This window comes from Rhizobium sp. BK181, from assembly GCF_014193305.1.
Lineage (GTDB): Bacteria > Pseudomonadota > Alphaproteobacteria > Rhizobiales > Rhizobiaceae > Rhizobium.
Window position 1 is genome coordinate 407,860 of sequence record NZ_JACHZA010000002.1, and the last position, 21,313, is coordinate 429,172.

Consider the following 21,313-nt stretch of genomic DNA (forward strand, 5'->3'; position numbering starts at 1 on the left):
TTACTCCACGGTTACTTATTTAGCTTCAAGTAATATGCGGCAGCAGTGAACTAATTCAATTCTCCCGCCGTTCATTATTTTGCACGTGGCAGCAGCCGAATGGCTCGGCCTATTACTTCAAAGGAGATAGCGGCTGCATACCTCTTCGTGCGAGCGCTCGAGACGGGTGCTCCCACTCTTGAAGAGGATGCATTAAGCCTCTGTTTAAAAGCGCATATTTTGCTGTGCCAATTTGAACCATATGTGGCCTTTGAGGGCGCTTCGGCGGTTGGGCTGTCCGGTGTCCGCAAGCTCGATCCTAACCCTTTGTTAAACTTAACAGCTTATAAATTTCGGATACTTCGCTCATCGTGAGACGGGCGTTTCCCATTGACGCCCATATGGTCCCATGTTATCCCATTCATGCACTGCGCAAGGGCAAGTAGGTGCCCAACAATCGCAAAGCCAAGGTGTCTTCCGCTCCGGAAGCGCCGGATGGGATTTCGCCCATTCGGCTCGCGAAGCTGTGCCTGAATTTCGAGGTTCCGGGCTTTTGAGTTCAGTCCGGGCTCTTTCGGGAACGGATGTTTCGTGTCATGAGCCGCTTCCTTTCAAATGCGACCAACAGAATCGATTCCAAGGGCAGGGTTTCCGTGCCGGCGGCGTTTCGATCCGTGCTGGCGCAGCGCAACGTTCAGGAGCTCTATTGCTTCCAGGACTTTGTGTTTCCGGCGATCAGTGTCGGCGGTCCGGATCTCCTGGAGAGGTTCGAGCGTCAGATTTCTGCGGAGGATCCGTTTTCGCCGGACGCGAACGAGATGTCGCTTCTCATCCACGGGGGCGGTATCTTCATGAAGCTCGACGCGGAAGGCCGGCTGATGGTCACGGATTTCATTCGCGACTTCACCGGTATCTCGGACGAGGTGACCTTCGTCGGTCGGGCGGATCATTTTCAGCTGTGGCAGCCGCAGGCATTTCAGGCTGCTCAGATGCAGGCACGAGGAGGGCGTCGGCTGGCGGGCAGGCGTTCCTAACGGTACGAGGGAACGGAATGACGGCGGATCCTGGTGGAGATTCAACTGATGCCGGTGGCGGATCGGTTCGCCACATTCCGGTTCTTCTCAATGAGGTCCTCGCCGCGCTCGAGCCGTTGCCCGGCAAGATCATTCTCGATGGCACCTTCGGTGCGGGTGGCTACACTTCTGCCATTCTGGGCACCGGCGCCAACGTCGTCGCCCTGGATCGCGATCCGACCGCTATCGAAGCTGGTCAGGCTCTTGTCGCCGAGAGCCAGGGTCGTTTGAGGCTCGTTCATTCGCAGTTCTCTCGATTGGCCGATGCTGCTCCATCCGGCGGATTGGATGGAGTTGTGCTCGATATCGGCGTGTCCTCGATGCAGATCGATGAGGCCGATCGCGGCTTCTCGTTCCAGAAGAATGGTCCGCTGGACATGCGCATGTCGGTGGCCGGTGTTTCTGCGGCTGATGTGATCAATCGCGCCAAAGTGTCTGATCTCATCCGCATCTTTCATTTTCTCGGAGAGGAAAGTCAGTCGCCGCGCATCGCGCACGCAATTGAAAAGCGGCGAGCGGAAAAACCGTTCGAGACGACGCGCGATCTGGCCGGTCTGATCGAACTCGTCACGCCGCGCAAGATGAAGGACAAGATCCATCCGGCGACCCGCGTCTTCCAGGCGTTGCGAATCTTTGTCAACGATGAGCTTGGCGAATTGGCGCAGGCGCTGTTTGCCGCCGAGCGTGTGCTGAAGCCCGGCGGGCGTCTCGTTGTTGTTACCTTCCATTCGCTCGAGGACCGGATCGTCAAGACCTTCTTCGCCGATCGTGCCGGCAAGGCTTCGGGCTCGCGTCATCTGCCTGTCGCGCACGAGCGTGCTGCAACGTTCGAGCGGATCGGCAAGCCGATGGTTGCTGCGACGGAGGCGGAAGCGCAAGCAAACCCGCGGGCGCGATCTGCCAAGCTGCGGGCGGGGCTGCGCACTGCCGCGCCTGCCGAAGCGGCAGATATTTCCATCTTTGGATTGCCGAATCTGGCGAGTCTCGGAAAGCTCGGAGCCTGATATGCTGAGAACCTTGGACCTCATCCTCGTCGGTGTCATGACAGCCGCTGCTGCTGTCACCTACACCATCAAGCACCATGCCGAGCTCAAGCTCGAGGAGGTTCATCGCCTCGAAGCGGAGATCAAGCTCGAGAAGGATACCATCGATCTGTTGAAGGCCGATTGGGCTCTGCTCTCCCAGCCGAACAGGCTTGAGCGCCTCGTCAACAACTACAACGGTGAGCTTCAGCTGCAGCCGACGGCGTCCACATCGCTGGTTCACGCCAAGGAACTGCCGATGCTGAAATCGCAGGTTCCTGTTCCCGAGATTACAGAAGCGAAAGCCGGTTCGGGCAGGGCAAAGCCAAAGCCAGCGACGCCTGAACCCGAAGAAGAAGACATGATGGCAACCGGATCGGTGGAGTAGAGATGTCGTTTCTTTCACGCATCATGGTCTTGAAGAGCCAGGCGCATTTCTCCGCCGGCACCAATAACCGCCTCGGCGGCAATAGGCCGATCGAGGGATCGCGAAAGAAGAAGGCGGGACAGGCGAAGAGCCGCGTCGGGCTCCTGATCGTCGGCTTTCTCGGCGTTTATTGCGTGATCGGCGGGCGCCTCGTGGAATACGCAGTCCGCGATCCTGATGTCGTGTCCAGCATCCTGCCACCGGATCGTCTGATGGCCTCGCGTCCGGATATCCTGGACCGAAACGGCGAGGTGCTGGCGACCGATATTCGCACGGTCTCGCTTTTTGCCGAGCCGAACAAGGTGGTCGACCCAGACGAGGCGGTCGAGAAGCTCGCGACGGTTTTGCCCGACCTCGACATGAAAGGCACCTACAAGAAGCTCGCGAACCGCACATCGCACTTCGCCTGGCTGCGACGCCAGTTGACGCCGAAGCAGCAGAGCCAGATCTTAGCGCTCGGCATTCCCGGCATCGGCTTCCGCCCTGAGAAGCGCCGCTTCTATCCTGGCGGCGCGACCGCAGCGCATATCCTCGGTTACGTCAACATCGACAACCGCGGCGTTGCCGGCATGGAGAAATACATTGACGATCAGGGCCTTGCCGACCTCGCTTCAGTCGGCATGACAAGCGACCAGCCGCTTGAGCCCGTTCGCCTGTCGATCGACGTTCGCGTTCAGAACATCGTGCGCGATGTCGTCGTCAACGCCGTCAAGAACTACGAGGCAAAGGGCGCCGGCGCCGTCATCCTCGATATTCATACCGGCGAAGTGCTCGGAATGGCATCGGCCCCTGACTTCGATCCGAACAACCCGCTGGAAGGCGCCAAGGAAGGCTGGCTGAACCGCATGTCGAACGGCACGTTCGAGATGGGGTCGACCTTCAAGACCTTTTCGCTCGCCATGGCGCTCGATACGGGCAAGGTCAGCCTCAACGACAGCTTCGACGCGACGCAGCCGATCCGCATCGGCGGCTTCACCATTCACGACTTCCACGGCCAGCGCCGTTGGCTGACGCTGCCGGAGGTGTTCCAGTATTCGTCCAACGTCGGTACCGCCCGCATCATCGACATCGTCGGCATCGATGCGCAGAAGGACTACCTGACGAAGCTCGGTCTGCTCACCAAGATGCAGACGGAACTCCCCGAGGTGAAGATGCCGAGCCAGCCGAAGGTCTGGAAGAAGATCAACTCGGTGACGATCTCCTTTGGCCACGGTGTTTCCACGACGCCGCTGCAGACGGCGGTTGCCGGCGCGGCGCTCGTCAACGGCGGCAAGCTCATCGAACCGACCTTCCTGCCGCGCAACCGCGAACAGGCAGACGAAGTTGCGGAAGTGGTCGTCAAGAAGACCACCAGCGATGACGTTCGCTATCTCTTCAAGCTGAACGGCATCAAGGGCTCCGGGCGCAATGCTGACGTGCCCGGCTTCAATGTCGGCGGCAAGACCGGCACGGCTGACAAGGTGGTCAATGGCCGTTACGCGACGAACCTCAATTTCAATGCGTTCCTCGCGGCTTTTCCGATCGACGATCCGAAGTATGTCGTGCTGACGTTCTGCGATGAGCCGCACAATGGCGAGAAGGGCCAGAACATTGCAGCGTACACGGCAGCGCCGATGGTGAAGAACATCATCGCCCGCGCAGCCCCAATTCTCGGTGTGGAACCCAAGTTCGGTGACGACGGATCGGCCATGTTGGTGTCTTATTGAGTCTGAATGAATGTCGGAGCCGATTCGCCACGGGGGCGCGGCGGCTTGAGAGAGAAAAGTACATTCGATGAACTTGCGAGACATCGCCGGAGATGCATTTCCGGAACTTGAAGATCAATTGGCCGGGTCTGTCGGGGCGCTGGCGGTTTCGGGTATCTCGTCCGACAGCCGCAAGATCGAACCCGGCATGGTGTTTGTGGCTGTCGCCGGGACGAAGGCCGATGGAGCCGGCTTTGTCGCCGACGCGGCGGGGCGCGGTGCTGTCGTGGCCATTGCGTCCCATGGCGTTGATGCTTCCATACCTGTTCTCGTGGTAACCGATCCGCGCCGCTTCCTGTCGATCGCGGCCTCTCATTTCTATGGCAAGCAGCCGGAAACGATGGTTGCCGTGACCGGTACCGCCGGCAAGACGTCGGTTGCTTCCTTCACCCGGCAGATCTGGGCCTATGCAGGCCATCCAGCGGCGATGATCGGCACGACTGGCGTCGTCTCGCCGACACGCAATGACTATGGCTCGCTGACGACCCCGGATCCGGTTTCTCTTCACAAATTGCTCGCGGAGCTTTCAGATGAGGGTGTTACCCATGCCTCGATGGAGGCCTCCAGCCATGGCCTCGATCAGGGCCGTCTCGATGGCGTCAACCTAGCAGCGGCTGCCTTTACCAATCTCGGCCGCGATCACATGGACTACCATCCGACGATCGAAAGCTACATGGCCGCGAAGATGCGGCTGTTCGATACGCTGCTGCCGAAGGGCGCACCGGCCGTGATCTTCGCCGACGATGCGTGGTCAGAGCAAGCCGTCAAAGCGGCACGCGACGCGGGTCACGACGTTCGCACCGTCGGCCGCAAGGGCGACTACCTGGCGCTGAAGCGCGTCGAGCATTTCCGGCACAAGCAGGTGGCTGAAATCCACGCCGAGGGAGAGATCTTCGAGGTCGATATTCCGCTTGCAGGGGACTTCCAGGTGGCCAACGCGCTCGTGGCGGCAGGTCTAGCCATGTCGACGGGCGTGCCGGCGAGGGTCGCCATGGCGGCCCTCGAAAAGCTGCAGGGCGCATCCGGTCGTCTCGAATTGGTGGGCCACACCAAGGACGGTGCGCTTGCTTATGTCGACTATGCCCATAAGCCCGACGCGCTTGCCAATGTTTTGGAGTCCGTTCGTCCGTTTACGACGGGCCGCGTCATCGTCGTGTTTGGCTGCGGCGGCGACCGCGATCGCGGCAAGCGCCCGATCATGGGCGAGATCGCCTGCCGTCTGGCCGATGTGGTGATTGTCACCGACGACAATCCACGCTCGGAAGAGCCGGCGACCATTCGCGCCGAGATCATGGCGGCCGCAGGCTGCGCGAGCGAAATTGGCGACCGTGCCGAGGCGATCCGAACGGCCGTAGGAATGCTGACGTCGGGCGACACGCTGATTGTCGCCGGCAAGGGACACGAGGAAGGGCAGACGATCGGGAGCGTCACCCTACCGTTTTCGGATCATGCCGAATTGCGTAAGGCTTTGGAGGAGCTGAAACCGTGAACTGGCTTTGGACGACGGAAGACATGATTGCCGCCATGGCAGGGCGGCCGTTCGGAACTTTGCCTGAGGGCATTACCGGTATTTCCATCGACAGCCGCTCCATTGCGCCCGGCGAAGCTTTCTTCGCCATCAAGGGCGACCGCGTTGACGGCCACGACTTTGCGTCGATGGCGATGGCAAACGGGGCTGCTCTGCTCGTTGTTAGCGAAGCGCGCCTTCCAGCCATGGGGCGGCTTACCGTTCCTGTCATCGTCGTCGAAGATGTGCTGGCGGCACTCGGCAAGCTCGGCCAGGCTTCTCGTGCCCGTTCGCGTGCTCAGATCATTGCCGTGACCGGTTCGGTCGGCAAGACGACCACCAAGGAGATGTTGCGGCGTGTCTTGTCCCCATCGGGCAAGGTGCATGCTTCGGTGGCCTCGTTCAACAATCACTGGGGCGTACCCTTGACGCTCGCCCGGATGCCGCTCGATACCTATTTCGGTGTTTTCGAAGTGGGCATGAATCATCCGGACGAAATCCGTCCGCTGGTCAAGATGATCAGGCCGCATGTTGCAGTAGTGACTACGATTGCGCCGGCTCACCTCGGCAATTTCAAGAGCATACGAGAGATCGCAACGGCGAAGGCCGAGATTTTCGAAGGTGTGGTTCCCGGCGGTCAGGTCGTGCTCAACAGGGACAACGACCAGTTCAACTTCCTCGAGCGCACGGCGCAGGCCTGCGGCATCCAGCACATTCATTCGTTCGGTCAGCATGCGAAGGCCGATTTCCGCCTCGCGGAGTTCAATGGCTCCGACCAGAGTTCGACGTTGTGGATCACCATCGATGGCGACACCAAGGAGGTCGCGATCGGCGCGCCGGGCCGGCACATTGCCGAGAATGCACTGGCCGCCCTTGGCGTCGTCAAGCTTGTCGGTGCGGACATGCATCAGGCAATCACCTCCCTTTCGACGCTGCAGCCGGAAAATGGCAGGGGACGGCGTCACCGCCTGGCAATCGACCGCAGCGCCTTCACGGTCATCGACGAAAGCTACAACGCCAATCCCGCTTCGATGCGTGCCGCGATATCCGTGCTCGCGAGTGCCGTTCCGACGGGTGCTGGGCGGCGCATCGCCGTGCTTGGCGATATGCTGGAGATGGGTGACTACGCGGAGAAAGTCCATTCGGATCTGGCGGGGCCTTTGCTCGCTGCTGGTATAGAGCATGTCTGGCTCGCGGGGCCTGAAATGGTTGCGCTGAAAGAATCGCTCCCCGAGGGTGTGCAGGTCGTCCACTATGAGAAGACCGAGGAACTATCAGAATATGTATTGAACGCTGTCGCGGCTGGCGACGTGCTGATGGTAAAATCGTCACTGGGCATAGGTTTCGGCAAGATCGTCGCCGCGCTCCTTGACAAGTTCCCGCCATTTGCCGACACGCAACGCGATTTTTGAGCGGGTAAACAAGGGGCCCTGAATGCTGATTTGGCTTGTCGAACTGTCGGAACACCTGAAATTCTTGAATCTGTTCAGGTACATTACCTTCCGCACGGGCGCCTCCCTGTTTACGTCCGCCTTCATCGTCTTCCTGTTCGGACCGATGATCATCAGATCCTTGCGCATCCGCCAGGGCAAGGGGCAGCCGATCCGCGCCGACGGTCCGCAGACGCACTTCAAGAAGGCCGGTACGCCGACCATGGGTGGTCTGATGATCCTCGCCGGTATCGTTGGGTCGTCGCTGCTCTGGGCCGATCTTTCGAATGTCTACGTGGTTGCCACGCTGCTCGTCACTCTCGGCTTCGGGGCGATCGGCTTCTATGACGACTACCTCAAGGTCACCAAGCAGAGCCACAAGGGCTTCTCCGGCAAGGCTCGCCTTGGCATTGAATTCGTCATTGCCGGCATCGCCGTCTACTTCATGATGCGCACGGCGCTGGCGTCCGGAACCGCGGGTTCGACCTTCGGGTCCTCGGTCGCATTTCCGTTCTTCAAGGACTTCATGATCAATCTCGGCATCATGTTCGTCGTTTTCGGCGGCTTCGTGATCGTTGGCGCCGGCAATGCCGTGAACCTGACCGATGGCCTTGATGGCCTTGCCATCGTTCCGGTCATGATTGCTGCGGCGTCGTTTGGTGTGATTGCCTACCTCGCAGGTAATGCAGTCTTTGCAAACTATCTGCAGATCAACTTCGTCCCGGGCACGGGCGAGCTTTCAGTCGTTCTCGGCGCGGTTATCGGCGCTGGTCTCGGCTTCCTTTGGTTCAATGCGCCGCCTGCCGCTATCTTCATGGGTGACACCGGCTCGTTGGCGCTCGGCGGCACGATCGGCACTGTTGCCGTGGCCACGAAGCATGAGATCGTCATGGCGATCATCGGTGGCTTGTTCGTGATGGAGACGTTGTCGGTCATCATTCAGGTCGGCTACTTCAAGATGACGGGCCGACGTGTCTTCCTGATGGCGCCGATCCATCACCATTTCGAGAAAAAGGGCTGGACTGAAAGCCAGGTGGTGATCCGCTTCTGGATCATTGCGGGCGGTCTCGCCCTGCTTGGTCTCTCGACCCTGAAGCTGCGGTAAGCGGCGATGATTCCCGTCACAACACTCTCGGGAAAGAAGGTCGCGCTCTTCGGGCTCGGTGGTTCCGGTTTTGCTACTGCGCGAGCTCTGAAACTGGGCGGAGCCGAGGTGACGGCATGGGATGACAATCCGGATAGTGTCACCAAAGCCGCTGCCGAGGGAATCCATACGGCTGATCTGCGTTCCCTCGACTGGAGCGCACAATCGCTCTTCGTGCTTTCGCCGGGCGTTCCCCTGACGCATCCGAAACCGCACTGGACCGTCGATCTCGCTCGCGCCGCCGGCGTTGATATCGTTGGCGACGTCGAGCTCTTCGTGCGTGAGCGCCGCGCGCATGCGCCCGATTGCCCGTTTATCGCCATCACCGGCACCAATGGCAAATCAACGACAACGGCGCTAATCGCGCATATCCTGAAGTCGAGCGGGCGCGACACGCAGCTCGGCGGCAATATCGGGACGGCTGTCCTGACGCTCGATCCGCCGAAGGATGGACGCTTCTATGTTGTCGAGTGCTCATCCTATCAGATCGACCTCGCGCCGACGCTCAATCCGTCGGCGGGCATTCTGCTCAACCTGACGCCGGATCATCTCGATCGTCACGGCACGATGCAGCACTATGCCGACATCAAGGAGCGTCTGGTTGCCGGCAGTGGTGTGGCAGTGGTCGGCGTGGACGACAGCCACTGCGAGATGATCGCGGATCGCATCGAGCGAGCCGGCGGCAAGGTCACGCGAATTTCCCGCCGCCATGCGCTGCCTTATGGTATTTATGCGGAAGGAACGAAGCTCGTCCAGGCTTCGGGAGGCGCAACGAAGCCGATCGCCGATCTTGACGGCATCCAGACACTACGCGGCGGCCACAACGCGCAGAATGCAGCTGCGGCGGTTGCCGCGTGCCTTGCGGTCGGCGTCTCCGAGGAGGAGATACGCGCCGGACTTGCGTCCTTCCCCGGCCTCAAGCACCGGATGCAACCGGTCGGTCGTCGCGGCAATGTCGTTTTCGTCAACGACTCTAAGGCCACGAACGCGGACGCGGCCGCGCCGGCTCTGTCGAGCTACGATCGCATCTACTGGATTGCCGGTGGGTTGCCGAAGGCTGGTGGCATAACCTCGCTGACCGGGCTCTTCCCTCGTATTGCCAAGGCCTACCTGATCGGCGAGGCTGCGGCGGAATTTGCTGCAACACTCGGCGAGGCCGTCCCCTACGAGATATCAGGGACATTGGAGCGTGCTGTGGCGCACGCGGCCGCGGACGCCGAAAAAGATGAAAGCGGCCCGTTGGCCGTGATGTTGTCCCCGGCTTGCGCAAGCTTCGACCAGTATAAGAACTTCGAAGTCAGGGGCGATGCATTTGTCAGCCATGTGGCAGCGCTCGACGGAATCACCATGCTGATCGGTTCGGCAACAGGAGATAAGTGACATGGTAAGCCGCGCGGAACGTGGGCCTCTGGCCGATTGGTTTTGGACCATCGACCGCTTCTTCCTGGCGATGTTCATCTTCCTGATGGGCATCGGCTTCATGCTGTCGTTCGCGGCATCACCCGCAGTTGCCGAGCGCATCGGGCTGGAGCCGTTCCACTTCGTCAAGCGCCACGCGGCGTTCATGATCCCGTCGCTCGCCGTCATGTTCGGTCTGTCGTTCCTGACGCCCCGCCAAGTGCGGCGAACGGCGATCATCCTGTTGATCGTCGCTCTCGGCATGATGTTGCTGGCGTTGTTTTTCGGCGTCGAGGTCAAGGGCTCCCGCCGCTGGGTCACCTTGGCCGGCATCTCGATCCAGCCCTCGGAGTTCATGAAGCCCGCTTTTGTCGTTGTCTGTGCCTGGCTCTTTGCCGAGCACGCAAGGCAGCCGGAGATACCGGGTAACCTGTTTGCCATCATCCTCTTCGGCATTGTCGCTGCACTTCTGGTCGCGCAGCCCGACCTTGGGCAAACGATCCTGACGACGGCCGTGTGGGGCGGCATGTTCTTCATGGCCGGCATGCCGTGGATCTGGATCATCCTGCTCGGTGCAGGCGGTGTCGGCGGTCTTGTCAGCGCCTATTACATCTTCCCGCACGTGGCGCTGCGCATCGACAAGTTCCTGACCGGCGAAGGCGATACCTTTCAGATCGACACGGCACGCGAAGCCATCATTCGCGGCGATTGGTTCGGCCAGGGACCGGGCGAGGGCATCGTCAAGCGGATCATCCCCGACGCGCATACCGACTTCATCTTCTCTGTCGCGGCCGAAGAATTCGGCATCGTCTTCTGTATGGCGCTCGTCGCGCTGTTTTCCGTCCTCGTGCTCCGCGGTCTCTCGCATGCCTACAAGGAGCGGAACGACTTCAACCGCTTTGCCGTCGCTGGCCTCGTGCTGCAGATCGGCATACAGTCCATCATCAACGTGGGCGTCAACCTCGAACTGCTGCCGGCGAAGGGCATGACCCTGCCGCTGATTTCCTACGGCGGTTCGTCCATGGTCGCGATCTGCGTCACCGCCGGGTTTATTCTCGCGCTGACGCGCCATAGGCCGGAAAAACGTGCGCAGGACCGGAGCCTCTTCCGCGTCGCGCATGGAATGCCGGCGGAGTAAGAGTTCATGAGCAAAGGCATCGTCCTGCTTGCCGCCGGGGGGACCGGCGGCCATGTGTTTCCGGCGGAGGCTCTGGCCTACAAGCTGAAGGAACGCGGTTATTCTGTGCATCTCGTGACTGATAGCCGTGCCGAGCGCTATGCTGGCAAATTTCCGGCCGACGAGATCCATGTCGTCCCATCGGCGACAATCGGCTCGAAAAACCCGGTTGCCGTTACGCGCTCGTTGTGGACGCTTTGGAGCGGCATGCGCGCGGCCAAGAAGCTCATTTCACGGCTGAAGCCTGTTGTCGTCGTTGGTTTTGGCGGCTATCCGACCGTACCACCGCTGCTGGCGGCGACGCGCCTTGGCGTGCCCGCCATGATCCACGAACAGAATGCGGTGATGGGACGCGCAAACAAGGCGCTGGCGAGCCGGGTGCAGGCGATTGCCGGCGGCTTCCTGCCTGAAGGCGGCGGTCAGTTTCCTGACAAGACGGTGACGACAGGCAATCCGGTGCGCCCGGCGATCATCGATGCGGCGAAGGTGCCGTACTCTCCGTCCAAGTCAGGCGAGCCTTTCAATCTTGTCGTTTTTGGCGGCAGTCAGGGCGCGCAATATTTTTCCAAGGCGATGCCGACCGCCATCAGTTTGCTCGATGACGAGCTTCGCGACCGCCTGCGCATTACCCAGCAAGTGCGACCGGAAGACACTGAGATGATGAGCGTATGCGTCGCTCGCCTGAAGATGGCGGCTGACACGGCACCGTTCTTTACTGACATGGCCGAGCGGCTTGCCGCCGCCCATCTTGTCATCTGCCGTTCCGGAGCCTCGACCGTTTCCGAGATCTCGGTGATTGGGCGTCCGGCGATCCTCGTGCCTTATCCACATGCGCTCGACCATGACCAGGCGGCCAACGCCGCGGCGCTGGCTGCCACCGGCGGCGCCAAGGTGATCACCCAGGCGGAACTCTCGCCCGAGAAGATCGCATCGATCCTGACCCATGTGATGAACGATCCGGAAAAGCTTGCCCGGATGGCGGCTGCCGCCAAGCAAGCGGGCAAACCCGACGCTGCGAACTTGCTTGCTGATATGGTAGAGGCTATTGCGGCACGACGTACAATTGCAGAGTTCAAGGGGAAACGCGCATGAAAATGCCGAAGGCCATCGGCCTCGTTCATTTCATCGGCATCGGCGGCATCGGCATGAGCGGCATTGCCGAGGTGCTCCACAACCTCGGTCATCGCGTGCAGGGGTCGGACCAAGCCGACAGCGCCAACGTGCAACGCCTGCGCGACAAGGGCATCGAAGTCTTCGTCGGCCACAAGGCGGAGAACCTTGGTGACGCCGAAGTCGTGGTCGTCTCGACGGCGATCAAGAAGAACAATCCGGAGCTTGTTGCGGCGCGCGAAAAGCTGCTGCCGGTCGTGCGCCGGGCGGAGATGCTTGCCGAGTTGATGCGGTTCCGGAATGCGATCGCGATCGGTGGAACGCATGGCAAGACGACGACTACGTCGCTGGTGGCAACGCTGCTGGAAGCAGGCGGCCTCGACCCCACCGTCATCAATGGTGGCATCATCAACGCCTACGGCACCAATGCCCGTATGGGCGAGGGCGAGTGGATGGTGGTGGAAGCCGACGAGTCCGACGGCACGTTCCTGAAACTGCCTGCCGATGTTGCAGTCATCACCAATATCGACCCGGAACACCTGGACCACTACGGCAACTTCGATGCCGTGCGCGCCGCGTTCCGCCAATTCGTCGAGAACGTGCCGTTTTACGGTTTCGGCGTGCTGTGCCTCGACCATCCGGAAGTCCAGGCGCTCGTCGGTCGTATCGAGGACCGCAAGATCGTTACCTACGGCGAGAATCCGCAAGCGGACGTGCGCTTCATGAATGTCCGCATTGATGGTCCGCGTTCGATTTTCGACGTCGAAATCCGCCGCCGGCGGACCGGGCAGGTGATCAAGCTCGACAACCTGGTCATGCCGATGCCCGGCCGTCACAATATTTCCAACGCAACCGCAGCGATTGCCGTCGCCAACCGTCTCGGCATGGCGAGTGAGGACATCGCCAAGGGGCTGGCCTCTTTCGGCGGCGTCAAGCGTCGCTTCACGCTGACCGGCGAATGGAACGGTGTGCAGATCTTCGACGACTACGGACACCATCCGGTCGAGATCAAGGCCGTGCTGCGGGCCGCGCGCGAAGCCTGCAAGGGGCGCGTGATTGCGGTTCACCAGCCGCATCGCTATTCGCGGCTGTCCAGCCTCTTCGAGGAGTTCGCGTCCTGCTTCAATGATGCGGATAGCATTTTCCTTGCTCCGGTCTATGCCGCGGGTGAAGATCCCATCGAAGGAGCGAACTCGGAGGCGCTGGTGTCGCGGATCAAATCCGGCGGTCACCGCGATGCCCGCTTCCTGTCATCCCCAGAGCTTTTGCCTGAAATGGTCGCAGAGATTGCAAAGCCGGGGGATTTTGTGGTTCTGTTGGGGGCTGGGAGCATCACGTACTGGGCGGCGGCGCTGCCCAAGCAATTGCAAAGCCTTTCGGGAATATCTGCATGAAACAGGTGAATGGGGAAAAGCTTCTTGCGTCGCTTGGCGACGGCGTAAAGGACATCCGTGGGAGGATCACGCCGGATGCGCCGATGGACCGTGTTACCTGGTTCCACGCCGGCGGTCTCGCCGAGCTGATGTTCCAGCCGCATGACGAGGAAGACCTCGTTGCCTTCCTCAAGCTTCTGCCGGAAGAGGTGCCAATCACTGTTGTCGGTGTTGGATCCAACATTCTCGTACGTGATGGCGGCATTCCCGGCGTTGTCCTGCGCCTTTCGGCGAAGGGCTTCGGTGCGGTCGAACTTGCCGGCGAGAATCGCATCCGTGCCGGCGCAATCTGCCCCGATAAGCATGTCGCGGCGATGGCAATGGACAACGGCATCGGCGGCTTCCATTTCTATTACGGCATTCCCGGCAGCATCGGCGGCGCCGCGCGCATGAACGCGGGGGCCAATGGCGGAGAGACACGCGAACGCCTCGTCGAGGTGAATGCGGTTGATCGCAAGGGCAACAAGCACGTTCTGTCGAACGCGGATATGGGCTATTCCTACCGTCATTCGTCGGTACCAAGCGATCTGATTTTTACGTCGGTGCTTTTCGAAGGGTACAGCGAAGATCGCGCCAAGATCCGCGCCGAGATGGATGCCGTTCGCAGCCATCGTGAAACGGTCCAGCCGATTCGCGAAAAGACCGGCGGCTCAACCTTCAAGAACCCCGAGGGGCATTCGGCGTGGAAGCTCATCGATGAGGCCGGATGCCGCGGCCTGGTCATCGGCGGCGCGCAGATGTCCTCGCTTCATTGCAACTTCATGATCAACATGGGGCAGGCAACCGGCTACGATCTCGAATATCTCGGCGAACAGGTCCGCCGTGAAGTCTTCGAAAACTCCGGCATCAAGCTTGAGTGGGAGATCAAGCGTCTCGGCGTCTTCATGCCCGGCCGCGAAGTGCGCCCCTTCCAGGGTGTCACCAGCGAATAGCGGGCTGTGACATTCCTGGCTTAGGTGACAGGAACAGTCTTCTTAGTTTCTCTAAGAACTAGAAAGGCCGCGAAACATATGTTTCGCGGCCTTTCTGTTTTCAGTCGCGGTAAACCTCAGACTTCGTCGCGGCCGGAGGCCAGGATGCAGATCAGGGTAATGACCGCAGAGAAGCCGAGATAGTAGCCGACATACTGCATGCCATGGTTCGCCTGCAGCCAGGTGGCGATGTATGGCGCCAGCGAGGCGCCAAAGATGCCGGCAAGGTTGAAGGTGATCGACGATCCGGTGTAGCGCACCGCCGTCGGGAAGGGGGCGGCAAGCGCCGTGCCGATCAGACCATAGGTCATCCCCATCAGCGCCATGGCAACGGTCGCGAAGACCACGATGCTGCCTTCGCCGCCCGTCATCAGGCCGGGCAGGAAGAACGAGAAGATGCCGATCAGGACGGTGGTCAGGATCAGCACTTCGCGACGGCCGAAGCGCTCGGCGAGCTTGCCCACGATCGGGATGAAGACGCCAAAGGCGATCGAGCCGACGATCTGGATTTCAAGCGCGTCGAGGAACGGGATCTTCAGGACCTTGACGTTGTAGGACAGCAGGTAAGCCGAGCCGATATAGAACAGCACGAAGGTCGCCAGCGCCACGAAAGTGCCGAGGAACAGGCTGCGCTTGTGCTTGCGGAAGAGTTCGGCAACCGGAACGGCCACGCGCTCCTGCTTGTCGATTGCCTTTTGGAAGGCCGGCGTTTCGGTGATCGAAAGGCGAACCCAGAGGCCGATGACGATCAGCAGGATCGACGAGATGAACGGCACGCGCCAGCCCCAGCTCAGAAGCGCATCCTGCGACATGACCTGAAGCAGCAGCCAGAAGATGCCAGAAGAAAGGAACAGGCCGACGGGCGCGCCCAGCTGCGGGAACATGCCGTACCAGCTGCGCTTGCCTTCCGGCGCATTCTCGGTGGCGAGCAGAACGGCGCCGCCCCATTCCCCGCCGAGGCCGAAGCCCTGGCCGAAGCGGCAAAGGGCGAGGAGCAGCGGCGCGAGGACGCCGATCGATTCGTATGAGGGCAGAAGGCCGATCACCACCGTCGAAATGCCCATGGTGAGCAGGGCGGCAACGAGCGTCGTCTTGCGGCCGATTCTGTCACCGAAATGGCCGAAGACCACGGCACCGAGCGGACGGGCGAAGAAGGCGATCGAGAAGGTTGCAAAGGAAGCAAGCAGCGCGGTCGTCGGGTCGCTGTTCGGGAAGAACAGCGTCGGGAAGACCAGCACGGCGGCGGTTGCATAGACGTAGAAGTCGAAGAATTCGATCGTGGTGCCGACGAGGCTCGCGATCAGAACGCGCGCCGGCGAGTTGACTTGCGCACTGTTCGATGAAGCGGGGGTCGGCGATACTCTGGATATCGCGTCAGACATTTTCATTCCAATCGGGATTATAGCTGCGCCTTGGGAAGGCAGGCGGCTCTTAACGCAATTTTAATTCGGCGCAAATGGTCATCGCGTAAGAAACGGAAAAAAGATTAGCGTGCTTCGCATTTTTTTGCCGCCCGTCGGTTTGCTCGACCAGAATCACCAATACCTCGAACGCGGACTTGGATCATTGATCTCGCCGATCTCGGCGGCGCCTCGTCGGAAAGTTAACGTTCCAAGAAACCCCAAGCTGGCTCAACTTCTTGATGAAACCCCGTGCGCTATGCCCTGGCGCTGCTGGTTTCTTTGCGTCTGGAGCGGTTCCGAGGAGATGGTCGCGAGAGGCGAAAATTAACGAAAGTAAACACTTCATTAACCATAATCGGGCTCTAATACATCTGCATCACCGAGCGAGATTCGGACGAGAAACAAGCTTGGTGCAAGCGTCGGAACTCAGAGTGCAGGTTATTTTTGGGGGTGTTGATGAGTCGCAAGCATGTCGCTGTCCTGATGGGCGGGTTTTCCTCGGAGAGGCCGGTAAGCCTTTCTTCCGGGACGGCGTGCGCGGATGCTCTCGAGGCTGAGGGTTTCCAAGTGACGCGGATTGACGTCGACCGCGATGTGTCCGCAAAGCTTGCCGCGTTGCGACCGGACGTCGTCTTCAATGCGCTGCATGGCCCGTTCGGCGAGGATGGCACCATCCAGGGTGTCCTCGAGTATCTCGAGATCCCCTATACGCATTCCGGCGTGTTGGCGTCGGCGCTTGCTATGGATAAGGAAAAGGCAAAGGGGGTTGCTGCCGCTGCGGGCATTCCTGTTGCTCAGTCCGAGGTGATCAATCGATTCGCCTTTCCGGCGGAGCACCCCATGAAACCGCCCTACGTCGTGAAGCCTGTCCGTGAAGGTTCGAGCTTCGGCGTAGTGATCGTTCAGGAAGATCAATCCCACCCGCCGCAGATCATCAGCTCCCCGGAATGGCGCTACGGCGAACAGGTTCTCGTCGAGCGCTACATCTATGGTCGGGAACTGACCTGCGGCGTTATGGGGGATCAAGTGCTCGGCGTGACCGAGGTGGTGCCGATGGGGCACGGCTTCTACGACTATGATGCCAAGTACGTCGCCGGTGGATCGAAACACGTCATCCCGGCGGAAATTTCACCGAATATTTACCAAAAAATACAATCATTGGCGTTAAGGGCGCATCAAGCAATTGGTTGCCGTGGCGTCAGTCGCTCCGACTTTCGTTACGACGATCGCTTCTCCGAAGATGGCGAAATTATCTGGCTGGAAATCAATACTCAGCCGGGCATGACGCCAACCTCCCTGGTGCCCGAAATGGCCGGTCATGCCGGCTACTCGTTTGGGGAATTTCTCCGTTGGATGGTGGAGGACGCTTCTTGTTCTCGGTGACGGTCAAAAGGATAGGGCGCCCAAGTCATCTGGCTGAGCCTTCGTATCCCGAGGGTGATGGTCGGCTGATTCTGCCGCGGCCGCTGCGTCGCGTGGTGCGCTTTCTTGTCAGCCTCGGAAGCGGTCGCATCCATATTCCGGCTCATGTCGGAACGGTCTCCGCCCTGGCTTTCTTTGCTGCGACCGGCCTCTATGGCATGTCGCTCGGTGGTCACACCGAAGCGGTTGCTCAGGCGACGACGACTGCTGCCGGCTTTGCGATCGACGATGTGAAGGTTTCCGGCAACGCCGAGACTTCCGAAATCGAGATTTTGCAGTTGCTGGGGCTCGACGGTACGACCTCGCTGGTCGCTCTCGACGTCGATGCTGCGCGCCAGAAGATTGCCAAGCTCCCCTGGGTCGAGAACGTAGAGGTCCGCAAGATCTATCCGAAGACGATCGAGGTTAAGCTAAAGGAGCGCCAAGCCTATGCCATCTGGCAGCATGGCCAGGAGCTCTCTCTCGTGGAGAAGGGCGGCTCGGTCATCGCGCCCCTGCGCGACAACAAATTTTCGCAGTTGCCTCTGGTTGTTGGTCGCGGTGCGGAAGTTGCGGCAACTTCGCTGGAGACCGAGTTTGCAAAGTGGCCGGACATCAAGGCGCGCGTGAGGGCTTACGTCTGGGTTTCGGGCCGTCGCTGGGACCTGCATATGGATAACGGCGTTGCGGTAAAGCTGCCGGAAGACGAAGTGGATCTGGCCTTGGCGCGGCTGGCGAAGTTCATGAAGGAACAGGATCTTCTGGACCGCGATATCGCAGCTGTCGATCTGAGGCTGGCCGACCGCACGGCAATTCAGTTGACACCGGAAGCGATGGCGCGCCGGCAGCTTGTGCTCGATCAGCGGGCTAAGGATTTGAAGAAGGCGGGGCAAAATATATGAGCTTTTTCGGTTCGTCCCATTTCGGATTGCCGCGCCTGAAGCCGCTTTCATCGAAGCGGTCCCACGTCGTTTCGGTGCTCGACATCGGATCGACGAAGGTCGTCTGCATGATCGGCCGCCTGACGCCTCGCGAGGAAAGCCAGGTGCTGCCTGGTCGCACGCACAACATTGAAATCATCGGGATTGGCCATCAGCGCTCGCGTGGCATTAAGACCGGCGCGATTTCCGACCTCGATGCGCTGGAAAGCGTGATCCGCCTTGCCGTCGACGCGGCCGAGCGTATGGCGGGCCTGACCGTTGAGAGCCTGATCGTCAATGTCACGGCGGGCCGCCTGACGAGTGATATCTACACTGCAACCATCGATCTCGGTGGACAGGAAGTTGAGCTGAACGACCTGAAGAAGGTTCTGTCGGCAGCCTGCCAACAGTCGCTGCGACAGGATCGCGCCGTGCTGCATTCGCTGGCGACCGGCTTCTCGCTCGACGGCGAACGAGGCATTCGCGATCCGCTGTCGATGTACGGCGACGTTCTCGGTGTCGACATGCATGTCGTCACCGCTGAGCGCACCGCGCTGAAGAATCTCGAGTTGAGCGTCAATCGTGCGCACCTCTCTGTTGAGGGAATCGTTGCAACACCGTACGCTTCGGGTCTGGCCGCGCTTGTCGATGACGAAGTCGAGCTTGGCTGTGCGGCGATCGACATGGGGGGCGGAACGACGACGATTTCGGTCTTTGCAGAGGGTAAGCTGGTGCACACGGACGCCGTCAGTCTCGGTGGCCATCACGTCACGACCGACCTGGCACGCGGTCTTTCGACCCGGATCGAAGACGCCGAGCGCCTCAAGGTCGTTCACGCTTCCGCAATGCCGAACTCCTCAGACGAACGCGAGTTGATTTCGATCCCGCCGATCGGCGAAGACGAACGCGATCTGCCGACGCAGGTGCCGCGCGCTTTGGTGTCGCGCATCGTTAGCGCCCGTATCGAGGAAACAATGGAATTGATCCGTGACCGCATCCAGCGTTCGGGCTTCAGCCCGATCGTCGGCAAGCGTGTCGTGCTGACGGGTGGTGCGAGCCAGCTGACCGGCCTTGCCGAAGTTGCGCGCCGCATTCTTGCCCGCAACGTCAGAATCGGTCGTCCGATGGGCGTCTCGGGCCTGCCGACTGCAGCGAAAGGCCCCGCCTTTTCGACGGCCGTCGGCCTGATGATCTATCCGCAGGTCGCGGACCAGGAAACACATGCGTCACAGAGCGGTCTGCTCATGTCGCTTGGGGGAAATACCAGCCGCTTTGCCCGCATGGGGCAGTGGTTGAAAGAAAGCTTCTGACAATTGAGTGAATTGGCCGGCGTGGCGATGCGGCCATAAAGAGAAGGAACGGTAACATGACTATCAAGCTGCAAAAGCCGGATATCACTGAGCTTAAGCCGCGTATCACCGTGTTCGGTGTTGGCGGTGGCGGTGGCAACGCTGTCAACAACATGATCTCCGCTGGCCTCCAGGGCGTCGACTTCGTCGTTGCCAACACGGATGCCCAGGCCCTGACAATGACCAAGGCAGAGCGCATCATCCAGCTCGGTGCCAACGTCACGGAAGGTCTCGGTGCTGGTTCGCAGCCGGAAGTCGGTCGTGCGGCCGCCGAAGAGTGCATCGATGAAATCATCGATCATCTGAACGGAACGCATATGTGCTTCGTTACCGCCGGCATGGGCGGCGGCACGGGTACGGGCGCTGCTCCGGTTGTTGCCCAGGCAGCCCGGAACAAGGGCATCCTGACGGTGGGCGTCGTGACCAAGCCGTTCCACTTTGAAGGCGGTCGCCGTATGCGGCTTGCCGAGCAGGGCATCGAGGAGCTGCAGAAGTCGGTCGATACGCTGATCGTTATCCCGAACCAGAACCTCTTCCGCATCGCCAACGACAAGACGACCTTTGCCGACGCTTTCGCGATGGCAGACCAGGTTCTTTATTCTGGTGTCGCCTGCATCACCGACCTGATGGTGAAGGAAGGTCTCATCAACCTCGACTTTGCCGACGTCCGTTCGGTCATGCGCGAAATGGGTCGTGCGATGATGGGCACCGGCGAAGCATCCGGTCAGGGCCGCGCGATGCAGGCTGCCGAAGCTGCCATCGCCAACCCGCTGCTCGACGAAACCTCGATGAAGGGTGCACAGGGCCTGCTGATCTCGATCACGGGCGGTCGCGACCTGACCCTCTTCGAAGTCGACGAAGCGGCGACCCGTATCCGCGAAGAAGTCGATCCGGATGCGAACATCATCCTCGGCGCGACGTTCGACGAATCGCTCGAAGGCATCATCCGCGTTTCCGTCGTTGCGACCGGCATCGATCGCGCGATCAACGCAGCGGCAGGCAAGACCTTTCAGCCAGCCGCAAAGCCTGTTGTCCGTCCTTCCGCGGCCGTTGCTCCGGCGCCGGCCGCAGTCCAGCCTGCACCTGTCATGCAGCAGGCACCGAAGCCCGTCGACACGGTCGCGCAGGCCATCCGTACGGCTGAGGCCGAAATGGAACGCGAGCTCGAAATCCACGCTCCGCGTGCTGCAGCTCCGGTCCATCAGCCCATAGCTCAGGAAACCTTCCGTCCGCAGAGCAAGATCTTCGCTGCTCCTGAGGCCGCTCCGATCATCCGTGCGGCGCCGGTCCAGCAGGCTCCCGTTCACGCACCTGTCATGAGCCAGCCGGTTCAGCAGCCGGTCATCAGCCAGCCGGCTCCTGTCATGCAGCAGCCGATGGTCGCCCAGCAGGCCGTTCGCATGCCAAAGGTGGAAGACTTCCCGCCGGTGGTTCAGGCTGAGATCGACCATCGCTCGCAGCCGGCTGCTCCGTCGCATGCCCATGAAGAGCGTGGTCCGATGGGCCTCCTGAAGCGGATTACCAGCTCGCTTGGTCGCCGCGAAGAGGAAGTCGCTCCGGAGATGACCTCGGCCCCGGCGGCCGCATCGCAGCAGCGTCGTCCGCTTTCTCCCGAAGCAAGCCTCTATGCGCCGCGCCGGGGGAACCTGGACGATCAGGGCCGCAGCGTTCCGCAGGCTCGCATGATGCAGGAAGACGATCAGCTTGAAATTCCTGCGTTCCTTCGCCGCCAGTCGAACTGACGCAAGGACGGAATCGCCACAACGATGCCCGGGAGTACGCTCCCGGGCATCGTTGTTTTTGGCCGCAAAAATTGGTGCGAAT

Annotated in this window: 17 protein-coding genes; 16 read left to right on the forward strand and 1 reads right to left on the reverse strand. The window is 60.6% G+C overall.

All coding sequences use genetic code 11. The features are described from left to right. Window positions 1–575: 575 nt before the first annotated feature. From mraZ to murB, 12 genes are all read left to right on the forward strand, one after another. Complete coding sequence (gene mraZ, locus FHT77_RS09410; RefSeq protein WP_246719752.1) at window positions 576–1,013, forward strand: division/cell wall cluster transcriptional repressor MraZ; 438 nt, start codon at window positions 576–578, stop codon at window positions 1,011–1,013. A 17-nt stretch (window positions 1,014–1,030) separates the two neighbouring features. Continuing rightward, complete coding sequence (rsmH, locus tag FHT77_RS09415; RefSeq protein WP_183754569.1) at window positions 1,031–2,056, forward strand: 16S rRNA (cytosine(1402)-N(4))-methyltransferase RsmH; 1,026 nt, start codon at window positions 1,031–1,033, stop codon at window positions 2,054–2,056. A gap of 1 nt (window position 2,057) precedes the next feature. Then, a complete protein-coding gene (locus FHT77_RS09420) occupies window positions 2,058–2,462 on the forward strand; it encodes a hypothetical protein (RefSeq protein WP_183754571.1) in 405 nt (134 codons plus the stop codon). A gap of 2 nt (window positions 2,463–2,464) precedes the next feature. Next, window positions 2,465–4,207: a penicillin-binding protein 2 gene (locus tag FHT77_RS09425; protein WP_183754573.1), complete on the forward strand. Its 1,743-nt coding sequence runs from the start codon at window positions 2,465–2,467 to the stop codon at window positions 4,205–4,207. A gap of 67 nt (window positions 4,208–4,274) precedes the next feature. Then, window positions 4,275–5,735, forward strand: a complete 1,461-nt coding sequence (locus FHT77_RS09430; RefSeq protein WP_183754575.1) for a UDP-N-acetylmuramoyl-L-alanyl-D-glutamate--2,6-diaminopimelate ligase — start codon at window positions 4,275–4,277, stop codon at window positions 5,733–5,735. Further along, window positions 5,732–7,165, forward strand: coding sequence for a UDP-N-acetylmuramoylalanyl-D-glutamyl-2,6-diaminopimelate--D-alanyl-D-alanine ligase (locus tag FHT77_RS09435; protein ID WP_183754577.1), 1,434 nt, complete (start codon window positions 5,732–5,734; stop codon window positions 7,163–7,165). Before FHT77_RS09430 ends, FHT77_RS09435 begins: the two co-directional genes overlap by 4 nt. 22 nt (window positions 7,166–7,187) lie before the next feature. Beyond that, window positions 7,188–8,288 (forward strand): phospho-N-acetylmuramoyl-pentapeptide-transferase, encoded by a 1,101-nt coding sequence (gene mraY / locus FHT77_RS09440; RefSeq protein WP_016554518.1) that lies wholly within the window; start codon window positions 7,188–7,190, stop codon window positions 8,286–8,288. Window positions 8,289–8,294: 6 nt separating this feature from the next. After that, the gene (murD, locus tag FHT77_RS09445; protein WP_183754579.1) at window positions 8,295–9,707 is read left to right on the forward strand and encodes a UDP-N-acetylmuramoyl-L-alanine--D-glutamate ligase; all 1,413 of its coding nucleotides are present in this window, start codon (window positions 8,295–8,297) and stop codon (window positions 9,705–9,707) included. Between the two features lies 1 nt (window position 9,708). Beyond that, a complete protein-coding gene (ftsW, locus tag FHT77_RS09450; RefSeq protein ID WP_183754580.1) occupies window positions 9,709–10,863 on the forward strand; it encodes a putative lipid II flippase FtsW in 1,155 nt (384 codons plus the stop codon). A gap of 6 nt (window positions 10,864–10,869) precedes the next feature. Further along, a complete protein-coding gene (murG, locus tag FHT77_RS09455) occupies window positions 10,870–11,994 on the forward strand; it encodes an undecaprenyldiphospho-muramoylpentapeptide beta-N-acetylglucosaminyltransferase (RefSeq protein ID WP_183754582.1) in 1,125 nt (374 codons plus the stop codon). Next, window positions 11,991–13,406 carry a UDP-N-acetylmuramate--L-alanine ligase gene (murC, locus tag FHT77_RS09460; RefSeq protein ID WP_183754584.1) on the forward strand — a complete coding sequence of 472 codons (1,416 nt, stop codon included), beginning with the start codon at window positions 11,991–11,993 and terminating at the stop codon, window positions 13,404–13,406. Before murG ends, murC begins: the two co-directional genes overlap by 4 nt. After that, the gene (murB, locus tag FHT77_RS09465; RefSeq protein WP_183754586.1) at window positions 13,403–14,377 is read left to right on the forward strand and encodes a UDP-N-acetylmuramate dehydrogenase; all 975 of its coding nucleotides are present in this window, start codon (window positions 13,403–13,405) and stop codon (window positions 14,375–14,377) included. Before murC ends, murB begins: the two co-directional genes overlap by 4 nt. A gap of 116 nt (window positions 14,378–14,493) precedes the next feature. Here the strand turns inward: murB and FHT77_RS09470 are convergent, their stop codons facing one another. Next, complete coding sequence (locus FHT77_RS09470; RefSeq protein WP_183754588.1) at window positions 14,494–15,798, reverse strand: MFS transporter; 1,305 nt, start codon at window positions 15,796–15,798, stop codon at window positions 14,494–14,496. Between the two features lie 477 nt (window positions 15,799–16,275). On the opposite strand from FHT77_RS09470, the gene FHT77_RS09475 reads away from it, so the two are divergent. Genes FHT77_RS09475 through ftsZ form a run of 4 tightly spaced genes read left to right on the forward strand, consistent with a single transcriptional unit; the run spans window position 16,276 to window position 21,231 of the window. Next, complete coding sequence (locus FHT77_RS09475) at window positions 16,276–17,202, forward strand: D-alanine--D-alanine ligase (RefSeq protein ID WP_114713179.1); 927 nt, start codon at window positions 16,276–16,278, stop codon at window positions 17,200–17,202. Further along, the gene (locus FHT77_RS09480; protein WP_183754590.1) at window positions 17,190–18,122 is read left to right on the forward strand and encodes a cell division protein FtsQ/DivIB; all 933 of its coding nucleotides are present in this window, start codon (window positions 17,190–17,192) and stop codon (window positions 18,120–18,122) included. Before FHT77_RS09475 ends, FHT77_RS09480 begins: the two co-directional genes overlap by 13 nt. Next, complete coding sequence (ftsA, locus tag FHT77_RS09485) at window positions 18,119–19,450, forward strand: cell division protein FtsA (protein ID WP_016554509.1); 1,332 nt, start codon at window positions 18,119–18,121, stop codon at window positions 19,448–19,450. Before FHT77_RS09480 ends, ftsA begins: the two co-directional genes overlap by 4 nt. Before the next feature lie 56 nt (window positions 19,451–19,506). After that, a complete protein-coding gene (gene ftsZ, locus FHT77_RS09490; protein WP_183754592.1) occupies window positions 19,507–21,231 on the forward strand; it encodes a cell division protein FtsZ in 1,725 nt (574 codons plus the stop codon). Window positions 21,232–21,313: the final 82 nt, after the last annotated feature.